This is a genomic window from Streptomyces endophytica, assembly GCF_026153355.1.
Classification (GTDB): domain Bacteria; phylum Actinomycetota; class Actinomycetes; order Streptomycetales; family Streptomycetaceae; genus Streptomyces; species Streptomyces endophytica.
The window spans coordinates 1,594,006-1,609,357 of the sequence record NZ_CP110636.1 but is presented as its reverse complement, the minus strand read 5'-3'; the positions used below and the strand labels follow the sequence as shown (position 1 = coordinate 1,609,357).

Sequence of the window (15,352 nt, the reverse complement as noted above, 5' to 3'; positions counted from 1 at the left end):
GCTCTGCCACAGGGAGAACGTGCTGACGAAGCGCGGCGGTCTGGCCAGGGCGAGGGACGCGAGCAGCGCGGGATCGGCGGCCGCTCGCCCGGCGGCCCGGAGTTGGCGCGGAGGAACGGCAGGGCGCGACGAAGGCGGAGCTGCCCGAGGGTGAGGACGGCCACCGGGCCGTCGGCCGGGCCGGCCGACGCGCCGACTTCCTGCTCGCCGCCGTACCCCTGGTCGTCATCCGCCGCGGTGCCGGGTGCGACCTCCACCGGCATTGCGCTCCACGATCCGGACATCCGGATGGGCCGTAGTCGTACGTGCCAGCCGTCCGCCAGCCGTTCCGCCAGCGAGTGCTTTTCGAGGAAGCCGTCGAGTGCGGCGTCGCCTTCCCAGGAAGCGAGCAGTGCGACCCGGCCGGGGCGCAGCTTGGGTGGGCCGCCGCGATGACCCCGGTCAGTGTGGTCTCGGCGGAGCGCAGCCCGGGAACGGCGCCCGGATGCAGACGCGTGCGGAGGAGGGTGGGCACGGCGCGCGCTCCCACGTCGGCGACATGCAGGGAAATGATCACAGCGACCCCCGTATCCGGGCGCCTCACGGTGAGCCGACCCGTAAGTTACTCATGCGTATACCAAGTGGTACACGACCTAGTATCCTTCATCACAGCGATGATTGCGAGAGGAATCGAGCAGTCGGAATCGGCCAAACGTGAGGGACGGATATGAGGGGTGGCGAGGGGCGTATGAGGGAGATCGACCGGGGGCGTGCGGCGCGCGCCGAGGCCAGGACGCGTATCGAGGACACCGCCGCCCGGCTGTTCGCCGAGCGCGGCTACGCAGGCACGACCATCGGGGAGATCGCCACCGAGGCCGGCCTGAGCAAGCCCATGCTCTACCGCCACTTCGACTCCAAGCAGGAACTGCACCTGGCCCTGCTGGAGCGGCACCGCGATGAGCTGGCGGCCGCCCCGGTCCAGCAACTCCTGCACGGCGAGGGGGATCTGGACACGCGCATGAGGGCGATGTACGACGCCTGGTTCGGATATGTGCAGAGCCATCCGTACACCTGGCGGATGATGTTCCGCGACACCACCGGGGACGCGGAGGTGCAGGACTTCCACCGTGAACTGCAGCGCAGGCAGCGCGAGACGGACATGGCGCTGCTCCGCGAGTTCGCCCCCGGTCTGCCCGAGGGCGAACTCGAGCCGCTGGCCGAGGCGATCCGCAGTTCGCTCTACGGACTCGCCCTGTGGTGGCTGGACCGGCCCGACCAGCCACGGGAACTCCTGGTGTCGGCGATGACCCGGATCACCCGTGGCCTGATGTCAACCGCGTCAACAGTGTCAACCGTCGAGTAGCCGGGGGAGAGGCAGCTCACCGCGCCCGGATCGGCGCAGTGGCCGCAGCGCACTCAGGCTTCCGCCCCCGCCCCTTCCGCCGGCTCCGGATAGAGCGCCGACCGCACCTGATCCCTCCAGTGCCCCTTCGTCTCCCTCGCGAGGCGGGTGTCCGGAGCGTGCAGTTCGAAGCCGTGCCAGGCGCCGGGGACGTTGCGGACGGTCACCGGCACGCCCGCGTCCATCAGACGCCGGGCGTACGCCAGACCGGTGTCCCGCAGCGGATCGAGATCACAGACCATGACGTACGCGCCGGCCGCAGGCCGGAGAGGTCGGTGGCGCGAGCCGGCGAGGCGTAGGCGTCCGGCACCGTCGTCCCCTCAGAGAAGGTAGTGCTGCCAGGCCAGGCGCACCGTCCGCAGGCTGTTCAGCCAGGGTTCGGCGGGGCGTCGATCCCGGAAGCCGGCTTCCGCGTCCTCCCTGACGTCCGGGATCGGCTGCTCGGCGGCGCGGTCGTCCACGTCCGGCACGCAGAGCGACTGATGGACCAGCGCCGGGCCGCCGCGGGTCGCGCGCCATCAAGGCGACGGCCGCGCTCAGCCCGCCACCCGCCGAATTGCCGGTGACGGCGATCCGGTCCGCGTCGATCCCCAATTCGCCCGCCTGCTTGGCCGTCCACTCCAGGGCGAGATAGCTCCTCCACGCCGGCCGGGTAGCGGTGCTCCGGAGCGAGCGGTATTCCACGGTGACGACAATGGCGGCAGTTCACGGCAGAGCGCGATCGCCGAGCGGTCCTGACCGGGCAGCGAGCGGCCGGTGGCGTATCCGCCCCACCGTGGAAGTGCAACACAGCGGGCAACGGGTCTTCCCTCGCCGGTCCCGCCGGTCCGCCGGTTCCGCCGGACCCGCCGGTCCTGCTGGCCCCGCCGGTCCTGCTAGTCCCACTGGTCCCGCCGGACCCGCCGGACCTTCGCGCCCCCGGCGCTCCCCGCGCGCTCCGGCCGATAGACCTCGACCGTGAGGGCGCTCCCGTCCGGCCGCGCGATGTTCGTACCGCTTGCTTGCTCACCCCGGTCCGATCGGCCGGCGCAGCGCCAGCAGCCCGAGGAACCTCTCGCGGGTGCCTCGATGTCCTCGTACGGATCCGAGAACTGCCTCAACTGACCCAGACAGGGGACGAGTTCGGGATGCACGGCACGACGGGCGGGACGATCACAGGGAGTCTCTTCTCAGCCATATGCGTTGTCCTATCAGCGTTGAGGTGCGGAGGGGGCACCTGGCAAAACCCGGGCGCGCAACAGCGGAGACCGCGAGCAGGAGAGACCCCCACCGCACGAGGAGGAGCCCGCACCTCACTTCGCGTTCGGCGTAGCACTCCACCACCGCCGTCGGTGAAGGCGAAACGGACGGGCGTCTCGCCGAAGGCGGTCCGGCCCGCCGTCGCGGCCCATGCCGTGATGGCCTCGGACACCTCGCCGCCTCCTCCGCGGGCAGTGCACGATCATCTCGTCGTGCTGGAAGAACACCAGCTCGGCACGGAGACCACCCGCCCACAGCGTCCGGCGCAACGCGGCCAGCAGCAGCAACGCCCAGTCGGCGGCGCTGCCCGCACAACGAAGAAGTACGGGTGAACCGGCCCCGGGCACGGGCGGCCGCCGAGCTGGCGCCGACGCTGTGGACGGCTCCTCCTCCTGGGGCAGACCGCCTCGTCGGGCGGCGCCATGGAGGCGGGCGGGCAGGTGCGGCCCAGCCATGTGCGCACCAGGCGCCCCTCCTCGCCCGCGCGCGCCGCGTCGTCCACATACGCCACGGCCGCCGGATAGCGGCGGCGCAGATCGGCCATGTGCTTGAGGGCGTCGCCCGACGTCTGGCCGTAAATCGCCCCCAGCAGACCGAGCTTGGCCCGGTCCCGGTCGCCGCCCGAACGCGCGGGCGGCCAGGTCCGCGTAGAGATCCTCGCCGCTGCCGGCCACCTCCATCAGCCCCCGGTCGCGGGAACGGCGGCCAGCACCCGCGGCTCCATCTGGGCCGCGTCGGCGACCACCAGGCGCCACCCCGGATCGGCGCGCACCGCCCGGCGGATCACCTTCGGGATCTGCAGGGCGCCCCCGCCGTTGGTCGTCCAGCGGCCGGAAACCGTGCCTCCGGGCAGGTACTCGGGACGGAACCGGCCGTCGTGCACCCACTGCTGCAGCCATGCCCACCCATGGGCGTGTGCAGACGGTAGAGCTTCTTGTACTCCAGCAGCGGCGCCACCCGGGATGATCGACCTGCTGCAGCTCCCACTTACGGTGGAGGTCAGCGAAATCCCGGCCCGGCCGAACGCCTTGATGATGTCGTTCGGCAGGTCGGGACGCACCCGCGCCCCCGGCCGAACGCCCGGACACCTCGTCCGCCAGCTCCGCCATCCGCCGTGGCTCCAGCCCCCCGGAAAACGCTCGCCCAGCAGCTCGTCGAGCAGCGCACGATGCACGTCCGCGCGCCACGGCACCCCCGTACGCCCCATCTCCGCGGCCACCAGCATGCCCGCGGACTCGGCAGCGAGCAGCAGCCGCATCCGCTCCGGATGCTCGGCCCGTGCCGTACGCGCCACCTGCGCGGCATAGACCTCCGTCAGCGCCGACAACTCGTCCGTACCGGGCGCAACGGCACCGGACCCGGCTCGAAAGGGACGGCTGGGTCTCCGCCGTACGCGCGGCGCGTCCGGCGGTACCGGCAGGGAGCGCAGCCGCGCCCAGGCCGCGGCCAGCGACCGCGGCTGCCCCGACTGGCCCTCCTCATGACCGATCAGCAGCGCCTCCGCCGCCTCCACGTCATAGCACCGCTCGACGCGCACCCCGGCAGCCAGCAGCCGCCGGTAGATCTCCGCGGTGGACCGCCACACCCACCGCTCGACCTCCGGCCGCGACCGCACGGCCTCGGCGAGCGACGGCTCGCTCACCACCGGCCCCGCCGCCCGGCCGTCCGGAGTGAGCGGGCAGAGACGAGCACCCCGTCGCCCGTCTCCACCACCGCCCATCTCATGTCCTGAGTCTTGCACCAGGGTCTGACAATCGCCCTGACCTGCACGTTCGCCACACGGCAGCGGTGCAAACCGCCCCCGGCAGCCACGAGCACGGTCGCGGCGCGCCTACCCCACCCGCACCACCAGCCGCCGTTCGCGGCCCGTACAACGGGCCAGATGGGCGGCCTCCGCCTCCAGCCCCGCGGCCGGTACCGCACCGTGCTCCGCGAACAACGTCACGTCCACCGTCTCCTCGGTGAACTCCCATACGCCCGCCACGCGGCCCTCGTGCACCACCACGGGCGAGATCCAGCCCCCGCTGCGGCTGACCGCGGGTGCGCCGCGCGGCGGCGATCAGCCGCGTATCGCCCGTCCCGGGCCCGAGGACGTACTGATCGAAACCCGCCAGCAGCCGCACCTCCTGCGACGGCTTGATACGCGCCAGCTCCGCCACGTCCGCACTCCGCACATACGTCGTACCCCCACCCCCGCCCCCGTCCGCGCCGCCGCCCTCGGCTCGATCTCGACCGGTGTCAGCCGGTCACCGAGCGACGCGAACCACCCTCGGAGCACGGCCTTACGGGTCGCGCCGCGCAGCAGCCAGGCGTCGAACGTGGCCGGTGTGGCCGGACCGTGGGCCGCCAGGTACGCCGAGATCACCGCCGGCGCGGCCTCGTCCGGGTCCGGCACCCCTCCCCACCCGGGCACCCAGGAGCTCGGCGCGGTGAACGTGACGTTCTGTCCCTGTGGTGGGCCCTGGATCAACCGGCCCGTCCAGGCAAGCGGTTTGAGGACGGTGCCCCAGCCGGACGCCAGCTGCTCGCCCAGTCCTCCGAGGCCCGGCCGGGCCAGCACCGCGTCGATCAACTCCTGCCGGGTCAGCACCTGCCCGTCGAGGATCTCGTCGACGGCCTCGCCCAGGGCCGCCATCTGCCGCGGATCCACCCCGAACGCCCGCTGCCAGGAAGGCTTTCCCACGTACGCGCCGCCCCCAGCAGCGCCAGATACGCCGCCGCCCCGTCGGCCGGCAGCAGATGCAGCGTGCCCCGCATCGCCCACGTCCTGACCAGGAAACGGGCCGCGAGCGCCTCCTGGACGACGCCACGGCGGGCTCTTTCTGCCGTATCGCCAGGGCGAGTTCGGCCGCGGAGGCGACCTGCGCCTGCACACCGGCCAGTTGCCCGACGAGCTGCTCCACCGGGGCGTCCGTCCGCGCGTCAGACTCTGCTGCCGCAGCCGCCACGCCAGCACCTGCGCATGTGTCACCTTCATCACGCCATTGGACCCGACGCCACTGACAATCGGCTTTGAGCAGGAGGGGGTTGGCGGTTGGCGATAGTTTCGCAGCCGCGATACGCGCTCGACGATGACGAGGAGATACCGGGCAGGGCGAGTTGCCCAACGCAGCGGTCGCCAGTTGCGCGAGACATCCCTTTCACCCGTTTGAGCCGCTACTTTTGCCCCAGTTGGTGAGTTGAACTGCTTGTCGCTCTAAGGGGCGCCGCAGGTAATTGAATGCAGCTCAATGAAGAGGTTCACCGTGAAGTTTGTCCCGAAGGCCGTCGTCCTGTCCGCAGCCGCGGGTATCGCTGTGGTGGGGGCGGCCGGTATGGCCAGTGCCACCGGCGGTGCCTCCGCCGCGGGTGCGCCGTGAACTCCCCCGGTGTCATCTCCGGTAATGCCATCCAGATTCCGATCGATATCCCGATCAACGTATGCGGTAACACTGTCAACATCATCGGACTGCTCAACCCGGCATTCGGCAAAACTGCCTCAACCGCTGAGCGCTGTACAGAGGTTGAGAACCAGGGCCGCTGACGCGGGTGGCCCGCCACGAGGCCGGTACGCATTCCCGTACCGGCCTTCGTGCCACCCATCCCGCATCCGCGGCTGAAAGGCCGCCCGGATGCAGTGATATGTGTCTATCGTTCCGCGGCATTCGGGTGAATCGGCGAAACCGCACCCACAGAAGCGAGTTGACCAGGACGCTCCGGATACGGGCACTCCGCTTCGAGAAGGGTAAATCGTGATCAAGAAGGTCCTGGCCACGACGGCTGTAGCCGCGTCCGTCGTCGGCATCTCGGCGACGGTCGCACCCCAGGCGATGGCGATCGGCAACCACCACGGCACGTCGACGGTGAATGGCAACGGAGCCAAGACCGCGTTCGGCAACTCCACGACCCACGGCAGCATGAGCCCGCAGCTGGAGCTCGTGCAGGGCTCGCTGAACGAGATCTGCCTCGGTCTGGGCAAGGTGGACGCACAGATCCTCGGGGTGTGGCGCCGATCGCGCTGCAGGACATCAACGTGCTGTCCAACCCGCAGAACCAGCAGTGCACCCAGAACTCGACGCAGGCCAAGGGCGACGAGCCGTTGTCGCACATCCTCAGCGACATCCCGATCCTGTCCGGGAACGGCGTCGGCAACCACTGAGCAGGTCATCGGCTGCAGGCCTCGGGCCGCCGGCTCTCATTTCAGAGCGGTCCGGGCCTGTGGCACTCGGTACGGGCCGCAGGGACGGAATTTCTCGATCCCCTTCGGTAGGAATTCGTATCCGGCGGGTGCCTCCTCCGTTCGAACTCCGGTGTTTTTTCCGCGTCGTATGCGTGGCGGCAATCTCCCGAAACGGTCTTGCACCCTTCGGGCGATTCCTCCGAAAACCTCCGGGCAAGAGTTTCGTCCACGAGGAGAAATCGTTACCAATATCGGCGGCGGCGTTACGGGCGAGCAGATCAGCGCCCGTGCGACACGAGGGTCGTGTTCGCTACGGACCCGCTGCAGGAAGGGCTGAAAGTGAAGTACGCAAAGGTCGCAGCAGTCACTGCCGGCACGCTCATGGCAGTGGGCACGGCTGCGCCGGCGTTCGCCGACGCGGCGTTGCCGCGGGCGGCACCAAGGAACTCCCCCGGTGTCATCTCGGGCAACGCCATCCAGGTTCCGATCCACATTCCGATCAACCTGTGCGGCAACACCATCAATATCGTCGCACTGCTGAACCCGGCGTTCGGCAACACCTGCCTGAACCACTGACTCGAAGGTTTTCGAGCGATGTTCATGTGAACCGACCCCGGTGCGCGGCCCTGCGCATCGGGGTCGGTCGGCATTCTCTCGGCCCTGCCGGACGGATGCCCGCGCCACGCCTTTCGGGTGGCGTTACCGGGAAGCCGGAACTTCAGAGTTTCTCCGGGCGGCAGCACTCGTTAGTGAAGTGGAAAGCGGTGAACGGAGCAGCGAAGTGAATGCTCACGCGGCGTCGGCGCCGCGGGCCCGTCAAACACCGCCGGAGAAGGGACAGTTGAAAGTGAAGTACGCAAAGTCTGCGGCGGTTGTGGCCGGTTCCGTCATGGCGCTCGGTGTTGTCGCGCCCGCTTTCGCCGCTCAGCCCGGAGCCCCGCGGATGAGCCTCAACGGCGGGCTGACGGACGCGGTGAACTCACTGCACAGCAAGTTGGACGGACACCAGCTCGCGCCGGTGGCGAAGAAGGTCAAGAGCGCGGGGGAAAAGGTCAAGTCCGCCAATGCGAACCAGCTGATCCGTGGGGTCACCGGGGCGGCCAAGAGCATTCCGATGCTCGGCGGTCTGCCGCTGAAGTCGTAACCGGGGCGCACGGCGTCAGCCCCCGACTGCTGATCGCCGAACCCCGCGGACCCGCGACGGGGAATCGGCGCGGGTCCCCGTAATCGAGGGGGATATTGGCGAGTCGGAGAACTTTGCTGTCCGGCTCTGTGCGCCGCGTACGAGAACGCGCGAAAAGCCGTCGCCATCGCCCGGGCTATTTTCCGCCGTGAATCCGATCGGCGAGTCGGATCAGGGTGCCAGCTCATTTGAGTGAATGAGCACAACCAACCTCGCCCTTGTGAGTTGGTCAGACTGCCCGGCCCAAGGGCATCCCGAAACACGAAGGATCAAGATGATCAAGAAGGCTCTGGCGACCGCAGCCGCAGCCGCGTCGATTGTCGGCGTTGCCACCGCTGTCGCACCCGCCGCAATGGCGATCGGTAACCAGCACGGAACGTCCACCGTCAACGTAACGCGCCCAGCAGTACTACGAAATTCGACCACGTACGGCTACATGAGTCCGCAGATCGGTTTGATCCAGGGCTCGCTGAACAAGCCCTGCATCGCTGTCGGTAAGGTGCCTGCCCAGCTCCTGGCCGGGCGGCTCCGATCGCTGTTACAGGACATCAATGTCCTGTCGTCGCCGCAAACCAGCAGTGCACCGAAAACTCCACCCAGGCCAAGGGTGACGAGGCGCTGTCGCACATTCTGGACAACATCCCGATCCTGTCGGGCAACGGCGCCGGCAACCACTGACCGGTTGAGTAATGCCCGGGCCGCCCGGCTCTCCTTCTTTCGGCGGCCCGGTTTTTGCTGACCGCCCCAGGGCCGGGGAATTGTTATTCGCTCGTGACTGAAAATCGGCGCAACCCGGTTCGTTAGGAAGGGTTGTGGAGGGAAGCATGCCAATGCCCTTGCGAAAATTGATGGGGTTGCCAGGGCATTGGCATGCCGGCCGGAATCAAGAACAGGGCCCGGGCAGCCGTTCGGCGCGGCGAGGGCCCTGTGTCGTGAAATCTCCCTGACGCTGGCGAAGCGGCCGGTGCAGAGGCCGGTGAGGTCGTCGCTGAAGGCCTGGTAAGAGCAGGCCGGCGAAATTCTGGGCGGATTTATCGCATTGTCTTTGCGGGAAGTGTGTGAGTGGCCTCTTTTTCGGAGGTCCGCGCCAGCTATTCGGGTGACGCTGCGCAACTCGCGGCTGCGTGGCGGGTTGTTCAAATAGGGCTCCCGTGCCGGGAGTTCTGTCTCCTGAAGGGTTTGCGTGAATGAAGAAGATCATTGCCGGTGCGGCCGTAGCGGCGTCGCTGGTCGGTATCTCCGCTGCGGCCGCTCCGCAGGCCATGGCGATCGGTGACCAAAAGGGCACCAGGACGGTCAACGGAACGGAGCCAAGACCGCGTTCGGCAACGCCGCCACGCACGGGAAGCTGAGCACCCAGCTCGGGCTGGTCCAGGGCTCGCTGAAACAAGCCGTGCCTGGCTCTGGCAAGCTGGACGTCCAGGCTTCCTCGGTGCGTTGCCGATCGCGGCGCAGGACATCAACGTGCTGTCCAACCCGCAGAACCAGCAGTGCACCGACAACTCGGCGCAGGTCAAGGCGACGAGACGCTGTCGCACATCATCGACGACATCCCGATCCTCTCGGGCAACGGTGTCGCCAACCACTGAGTCGGCCGACGGCTTCGGCCGTTGCACCGCTTGTGTCTCCGGGCGGCCGGCGCCGCGTACGCGCTGCCGGCCGCCCGGCCGTATTCGCACCACGGGGGAGCGGCCGCGGGCCCGTCCGCAACGACTGCAGACGAGGATGAGAGATGCGACAGAGCCTGAGGACCTGCGTGCTCATGGCCCGCGGCGTCGCGTGCTCGGCGCGGCGGCGCGGGACGGCGTGCGCGGACGCCGGCGCCGGGGGAGGCGCCTCGGACTCTCCGGGGTGCTGTCCGGTAACAGCGTCCAGGTGAGCGTGGACGCCCCGGTCAACGCGTGCGGCAACTCGGTCGACGGGCGGCGCGCTCAACCCCGCCCTGGGCAATTCCTGCGGGCGGTGTGGCTCCCGCGCGGCCGTACCGCCGCCTCCGGTGGCGCAGCGGCCGCCCATGTCTCCGGGGAAGGCGGCGGAGCCGGTGCGGCGCCCGGAGAAGGCACCGCGCGCGGCATGCGCCCCCGCGCCGGAGAAGCTGGTGCCGAGCAGGCGCGCCCGGCCGGCCACCAGCCGGCGCACGCGCCCGCGCACGAGGCCGTGCACCGGCCCGCACCGAGGCCCGTACCGGATCAGCGGATGGGTGCGGTGGCCCGGGCCGGGCGTCCGCGGGCTCGGCGCTGCTGGCGTCCACGGGGACCGGCGAGCTCGGGGCGCGCCGGTGCGGCGGGGGGCTGCTGCTGGGCGGGTGCTGCTGCTGCGCAGGGCCCGTACGCGACGCCGGTGAGCGGCGCGGACGACGCCGATCACCGGGTGGGGAGGAAGCGCGCGGTGGCGCGGGGTGATTCCGGGGCGCCGGGGCGTAGCGGCCGGCCGAGCGGGTCCGGCGGGCCGCTCGGCCTGGGCCGCCCGGTCGAGCCGGCCGTCGGCATCACCGGACGGTCGACCGCGGGCCGTCGCATCGCTTCCGGCGGCGGGGCTGCGGCTGGAAGCCGGCCTTCCGGTGGTACGACGGATCGTGCGGATCAACGCGTGAGCGCACGCTCCGGTACGGGAAGGATCGTTCTTTCGCTCATTGGTGGGACCTGCCTCGCAGGGCGTTTGAAGTGCGTGGAAGTGGGAGTTCCGCGGGGTGGGTGCCGGGCGGTTCGGCCTCTGGCAAAATGGCGAAAAAGCCGCAAATGTGATGAGTCGGTGAGGTGGGGACATGCTCATTGCGCTGGCGCAGACCGACTGCGTGCTGGGCGAGGTGGCGGACAATCTCAAGACCGCTCATGAGCAGATCGAGCAGGCCGCGACCCAGGCGCCGATCTCGTCGTCTTCCCCGAACTGAGCCTGCACGGCTACCACTTGGGCGCGCTCAAGCGCGACGAGTCCCTCCAGGCCAGCGATCCGCGACTGCTGGAGCTGAGCACCCTGGGCCCCGACGTCCTCGTCGGCTTCCACGAGCAGACCAGCCTGCGCGCGTACAACACCGCCGCCCACTACGCGTCCGGCGCGCTGCTGCACGCCCACCGCAAGCTCTATCTGCCCAATTACCTCGCCTGGGAGGAGCGCAAGCACGTCAGCCCCGGGCAGTCGCTGCGCGCCTACGAGCTGAAGCGGTCCCGGAGCGGCGGCCGGGGCGCGACGCTGGTGTGCAACGACGCGTGGCAGCCGGTGCTGCCGTGGCTGGCGGTGCAGGACGGGGCGGAGGTGTTGTTCGTGCCGACCAACAGCGCGGCGAGCCTGGACCCGGAGGCGATGGACACCGGCCTGTACTGGGACACCCTGGTGTCCTATACGGCGAAGATGCTGCAGTGCTGGGTGGTCTTCGTCAACCGGGTCGGCAATGAGCACGGTGCGACGTTCTGGGGCGGTTCGCGGGTGGTGGACCCGCGTGGTGCGGTGGTGGCGCAGGCTCCGAAGTGGGAGCCGGCGCTGGTCACCGTCGAGATCGACCTCGCCGAGGCGCGCCGCCAGCGCCGGGCGGTGCCGCTGGTCGCCGAGGCCCGGCTGGGTCTGATCGACCGCGAGGTGCGGCGGCTGATCGACGAGGGCGGCGACCACTGACCGGGGCCGGGCGGCCGGCCGGGGTCAGTGGCTGGCGGCGGACTCCGTACGGGGTTCCGTGCGGGGCGCCTCGGCGGCCCGGTCGTCCTTGAGGGCCTTGGCCTCGGACTTCAGGATCCGCATCGAGCGGCCCAGGCCGCGTGCCATGTCGGGCAGCTTCTTCGAGCCGAAGAGCAGCACCAGGACCGCGATGATCAGGAACAGGTGCCAGGGCTCGAAGGCGTTGCGGAGCATGGGCGCACTCGCTTCCGTCGGGGGCCGCCGGGGGTGGCGGGCGTTCTGTCCAGTATTACCCGGCCGCGCCGGGCGGTGCGGTCCGGGGGGCGCGGCCGGCGTCGGACGGCTGAGCGGGCACCGGCCGGCGGACCGGGAGCGGGGGGCGGCGCGCTCCTCCGCCGGTGTGCGGCAACTGCGGATGACGGCCTGGAGGACGGCCCGGCGGGCCGCGTAACAGGCGACGGCCGCCCGGCGCCGCGCCTTCCCCGTGATCCTGCCCTGCTGGGGCGTCGAAGGCGTTGAACGCGTTGAACGTGTCGTAGGGGGCATCGAAACCACTCCTTCCGGTAGAGGCCCAGGTCAGAGCCTATTGAAAATGGAAACCATTTCCGTATACTAGCCGGCATGGCCCGCAACGAACTACGCCCGGTCGTCAAGCTCCGGTCCACCGCAAGCACCGGATACACCTACGTCACCCGCAAGAACCGCCGTAACGACCCCGACCGCCTGGAACTGCGCAAGTACGACCCGGTGGCCGGCCGGCACGTCACCTTCCGAGAGGAGCGCTGAGCCCCATGCAGCACGGAATCCACCCCGCCTACGGGCCGGTCGTCTTCCGCGACCGGGCCGCAGGCCACGCCTTCCTCACCCGGTCCACCGCCACCAGCGACAAGACCGTCGAGTGGGAGGACGGCCGCACCTACCCCGTCATCGACGTCGAGATCTCCTCGGTGAGCCACCCCTTCTACACGGGCACCGCCCGGGTGCTGGACACCGCCGGCCGCGTCGAGCGGTTCGAGCGGCGTTACGGCAAGCGGGCCCGCTGATGGACCGGCTGAAGGTCGTGCTGGTGGGCGGACTGCACGCGGACGCCCGGCGGGCCACCGTCGAGCGGCTGCTGCACTCCGTCCCCGGCAGCGTCGCCCTCCACCACGACCTCGCCCCGGCCGCCGACGGCACCGTCCGCCGCACGGTCCGCGACGCCGGCGGCACCCTCACCGCCGGCGAGGCACCGCTCGTCAACGACTGCGCCTGCTGCGCCCTGCGCGAGGACCTGGTGCCCGAACTGGAACGACTGGCCGCCGGCCGCACCTGCCGGCTGGCGGTCGTCGAACTGTGGGACTCCGTCGAACCCAAGGCGATGGCCGAGGTCATCACCACCTGCGGCAGCGAGAACCTCGCCCTGACGCAGGTGATCACGGCCGTCGACCCCGCACTGCTGCTGCCCTACCTCGGCTGCGGCGACGACCTCGCCGAGGCCGGCCTGGCCGCCGCGGCCTCCGACCGGCGCACGGTCGCCGACACCTGGGCCCGGCAGCTGGAATACGCACCCGTACTGGCGCTCGCCACGGGCGACGAACCGGCCGACGCCGCCGACCTGGCGCTGCTCGCCCAGCTGCACCCCACCGCGCACCAGGTGCCCGTGGAATCCGCGCAGTTGGCGGCCGCCGCCACCGCCGGATTCGATGTCGAGGCGGCCGCCGCCCGCCAGCATCCGGCCTGCGCGCTGCTGCCCCAGGAGGCCGACGCGGACGGCGTCAGCACCCTCGTATGGCGACACACCCGGCCCTTCCACCCCGAGCGGCTCTACACCGCGCTGGAGGGCCTGACCTGTGCGGCCGCGCGCAGCCGGGGCCGCTTCTGGCTGGCCGACCGGCCCGACACCCTGCTCTCCTGGGACGCCGCCGGCGGAGCGCTCTGCGTCGAGAACGCCGGGCCCTGGCTGGCCGCGCTGCCGGACGCCGCCTGGGAGATGGTGCCGCCGATGCGCCGCGCGGCCGCCGCACTGGACTGGCACCCCGAGCACGGGGACCGCGCCCAGCACCTGGTCTTCACCTCGCCGGGACTCGACCGCGAGGGGCTCACCTCCCTCCTGGACTCCTGCCTGCTCACCGACGCCGAGTACGCCGGCGGCCCGCCGGCCTGGAAGAGCCTGCCGGCCGCGTTCGACGAGCTTCTCGATCCGGTTTCGTAGCGTTTCTGGCTCTTTCGGCAGGTCGCCGCACTTCGCCCTCCCGGCCCTCCTTTATGCGTCGGCGGAGGTCTGGCGGACGCTGACCGGGTCCGGGTTGATCTCCCAGTGGCTGATGACCGGCGATTTTCGGCTGGCCGTAGGGCACCGCTACGAGACGCGCGGACTGCCGCGGCCGACCGCCCACTTCTCCGGCACGGTCGTCGCCGAGGTGGTCGCCCAGCTGGTCGCCGAGCTGGTCGCCTTCGAGCCGTGGGCCCTGGAACCCGAGGGGCGTGGCACACGTCTCTTCCTCGTCCATGAGGGCTTCGGCCGGACGGCCCGTACCAGGTACCGGTGCACCGCATCATGGGCGGCGGCCGGAGAGCGATCGTGGGGGAGGGCTTGGGCAGGTGCTCGACGAGCTGTGACGGGAGCGGCACCGGCTGTCGTGCACGTGCATCTGCGCATGCATCCGCATGTGAACGCAGCTATGATCCCGGGCAGTTGACACCATTTCTCACCGGGAGAGCCCTGTGCCCCACGCATACAACGGCATGGCCGCAACGGATCTCCATGACGTGACCTGGCAGAAGAGCCGGCACAGCAACTCCCAGGGCTCCTGTGTGGAGTTCGCCAAACTGCCCGGCGGTGAGATCGCGGTCCGCAACTCCCGCTTCCCGGACGGTCCGGCGCTCGTCTACACCCCGGCCGAGGTGCGGGCCATGCTGCTCGGTGTCAAGGACGGGGAGTTCGACCACCTCGTACCGGACTGAGCGGCCGCGCGACCGAGCGGCTACGGGGCGGGGCGGCGCCACGCTTCGTCGCCACGTGCGGACGCCTCGTCGGCACGTGCGGACACCTCGTCGCCTCGTGCGGACGCGCCGTCGGCACATGCATATGCAAGGAGCGCCTGCCGGCATGGCGGGCGCTCCTCTTGTGCGACGGGTGGCGGGCACGGCCGGCTACGGCAGCCGGAACTGCGCCCACACGATCTTGCCGTGGGTGACGCCGGAGAGCGGGTGCCAGCCCCAGCTGTCGCTGAACGAGTCGACCAGATAGAGCCCCCGCCCCGATTCCGACGCCGAGTCCGCCGCGGAATCCGCCTCACCGGCCACCGGGGAGTCGTCACTGGGGTCCCGCACCGCACAGATCAGCCGCTGCGACCAGCGCATCAGATGCAGCCGCGCGGGCGGCGGGGCGTCGGCGTGCTCGGGGCGGCGAGGACCGCATGTCTCAGGGCGTTGGTGACGAGTTCGGACACCACCAGCGCGACCGAGTCGAAGAGCTCGTCCAGTTCCCAGCCCTGGAGCGTGTCACGGGTGAAATTCCGTGCGGAGCGCACCGATTCGTACCGCGGGGGGAGCGTGCACGACGCGGATCCGGAGACGGCCAGCGGGTCGACGGGAGGAAAGCCCTGCCATAACGGCTCGAGCATGGTCAAAACCTTGGTCCCCATGCGAGGCACTCCTGGCGTTCGCGGACGTCATGATCCTGGCCGGTTCAGCCGGATCTGGCGGATCTTTCACGAGCGTGCATGCGTGCGCCGCCTATGGTTCCCAATGTGCGAGACAGATGCAAGGGCAGATGCACGTGCACGCGCCTCGATTGCGG

Annotated in this window: 14 protein-coding genes and 8 pseudogenes; 14 read left to right on the top strand and 8 right to left on the bottom strand. The window is 70.2% G+C overall.

All coding sequences use genetic code 11. The features are described from left to right. The first annotated feature begins 727 nt into the window (after positions 1–727). Positions 728–1,342 (top strand): TetR/AcrR family transcriptional regulator, encoded by a 615-nt coding sequence (locus OJ254_RS07310; protein ID WP_265361705.1) that lies wholly within the window; start codon positions 728–730, stop codon positions 1,340–1,342. 53 nt (positions 1,343–1,395) lie between these two features. Here OJ254_RS07310 and OJ254_RS07305 read toward each other — a convergent pair whose 3' ends face one another. The 6 genes and pseudogenes from OJ254_RS07305 to OJ254_RS07285 form a co-directional block, all read right to left on the bottom strand. Next, positions 1,396–1,623 carry an alpha/beta hydrolase fold domain-containing protein gene (locus OJ254_RS07305; protein WP_265361704.1) on the bottom strand — a complete coding sequence of 76 codons (228 nt, stop codon included), beginning with the start codon at positions 1,621–1,623 and terminating at the stop codon, positions 1,396–1,398. Positions 1,624–1,701: 78 nt separating this feature from the next. Further along, positions 1,702–1,851: a hypothetical protein gene (locus tag OJ254_RS07300; protein ID WP_265361703.1), complete on the bottom strand. Its 150-nt coding sequence runs from the start codon at positions 1,849–1,851 to the stop codon at positions 1,702–1,704. 88 nt (positions 1,852–1,939) lie between these two features. Continuing rightward, a pseudogene (locus tag OJ254_RS31490) lies at positions 1,940–2,065 on the bottom strand (hypothetical protein); the annotation flags it as partial. 618 nt (positions 2,066–2,683) lie between these two features. Beyond that, a pseudogene (locus OJ254_RS07295) lies at positions 2,684–4,340 on the bottom strand (bifunctional 3'-5' exonuclease/DNA polymerase); the annotation flags it as partial. Positions 4,341–4,451: 111 nt separating this feature from the next. Continuing rightward, on the bottom strand, positions 4,452–4,625 hold the full coding sequence (locus tag OJ254_RS07290) for a hypothetical protein (RefSeq protein WP_265361702.1): 174 nt from the start codon (positions 4,623–4,625) through the stop codon (positions 4,452–4,454). 54 nt (positions 4,626–4,679) lie between these two features. Continuing rightward, on the bottom strand, positions 4,680–5,303 hold the full coding sequence (locus tag OJ254_RS07285; protein WP_265361701.1) for a DNA glycosylase AlkZ-like family protein: 624 nt from the start codon (positions 5,301–5,303) through the stop codon (positions 4,680–4,682). Positions 5,304–5,850: 547 nt separating this feature from the next. Here OJ254_RS07285 and OJ254_RS07280 point away from each other — a divergent pair. From OJ254_RS07280 to OJ254_RS07240, 8 genes and pseudogenes are all read left to right on the top strand, one after another. Next, a pseudogene (locus OJ254_RS07280) lies at positions 5,851–6,143 on the top strand (chaplin). Positions 6,144–6,351: 208 nt separating this feature from the next. Beyond that, positions 6,352–6,758 (top strand): annotated as a pseudogene (locus tag OJ254_RS07275) (rodlin). A gap of 360 nt (positions 6,759–7,118) precedes the next feature. Then, the gene (locus tag OJ254_RS07270; protein WP_279351991.1) at positions 7,119–7,355 is read left to right on the top strand and encodes a chaplin; all 237 of its coding nucleotides are present in this window, start codon (positions 7,119–7,121) and stop codon (positions 7,353–7,355) included. Between the two features lie 367 nt (positions 7,356–7,722). After that, positions 7,723–7,923: a hypothetical protein gene (locus OJ254_RS07265; protein WP_265361700.1), complete on the top strand. Its 201-nt coding sequence runs from the start codon at positions 7,723–7,725 to the stop codon at positions 7,921–7,923. Between the two features lie 313 nt (positions 7,924–8,236). After that, positions 8,237–8,640 (top strand): annotated as a pseudogene (locus tag OJ254_RS07260) (rodlin). A 509-nt stretch (positions 8,641–9,149) separates the two neighbouring features. Further along, positions 9,150–9,551 (top strand): annotated as a pseudogene (locus OJ254_RS07255) (rodlin). Positions 9,552–9,687: 136 nt separating this feature from the next. Further along, positions 9,688–10,797: a chaplin gene (locus tag OJ254_RS31485; protein ID WP_423835853.1), complete on the top strand. Its 1,110-nt coding sequence runs from the start codon at positions 9,688–9,690 to the stop codon at positions 10,795–10,797. After that, positions 10,727–11,571 (top strand): annotated as a pseudogene (locus OJ254_RS07240) (nitrilase-related carbon-nitrogen hydrolase). Before OJ254_RS31485 ends, OJ254_RS07240 begins: the two are co-directional and overlap by 71 nt. A gap of 24 nt (positions 11,572–11,595) precedes the next feature. Here the strand turns inward: OJ254_RS07240 and tatA are convergent. Beyond that, positions 11,596–11,805 carry a Sec-independent protein translocase subunit TatA gene (tatA, locus tag OJ254_RS07235; protein ID WP_265361698.1) on the bottom strand — a complete coding sequence of 70 codons (210 nt, stop codon included), beginning with the start codon at positions 11,803–11,805 and terminating at the stop codon, positions 11,596–11,598. Between the two features lie 387 nt (positions 11,806–12,192). On the opposite strand from tatA, the gene rpmG reads away from it, so the two are divergent. From rpmG to OJ254_RS07210, 5 genes are all read left to right on the top strand, one after another. Next, positions 12,193–12,357, top strand: coding sequence for a 50S ribosomal protein L33 (gene rpmG, locus OJ254_RS07230; RefSeq protein WP_265361697.1), 165 nt, complete (start codon positions 12,193–12,195; stop codon positions 12,355–12,357). Between the two features lie 5 nt (positions 12,358–12,362). Next, complete coding sequence (locus OJ254_RS07225; protein ID WP_265361696.1) at positions 12,363–12,614, top strand: type B 50S ribosomal protein L31; 252 nt, start codon at positions 12,363–12,365, stop codon at positions 12,612–12,614. After that, positions 12,614–13,762, top strand: a complete 1,149-nt coding sequence (locus tag OJ254_RS07220; RefSeq protein ID WP_265361695.1) for a CobW family GTP-binding protein — start codon at positions 12,614–12,616, stop codon at positions 13,760–13,762. Before OJ254_RS07225 ends, OJ254_RS07220 begins: the two co-directional genes overlap by 1 nt. Before the next feature lie 112 nt (positions 13,763–13,874). Beyond that, entirely contained in the window at positions 13,875–14,249 is a 375-nt protein-coding gene (locus OJ254_RS07215) for a hypothetical protein (RefSeq protein WP_265361694.1), read from the top strand. 25 nt (positions 14,250–14,274) lie between these two features. Then, the gene (locus OJ254_RS07210; protein ID WP_265361693.1) at positions 14,275–14,514 is read left to right on the top strand and encodes a DUF397 domain-containing protein; all 240 of its coding nucleotides are present in this window, start codon (positions 14,275–14,277) and stop codon (positions 14,512–14,514) included. Between the two features lie 189 nt (positions 14,515–14,703). On the opposite strand, the pseudogene OJ254_RS07205 reads toward OJ254_RS07210, so the two are convergent. Next, positions 14,704–15,197 (bottom strand): annotated as a pseudogene (locus tag OJ254_RS07205) (ATP-binding protein). Positions 15,198–15,352 lie beyond the last annotated feature (155 nt).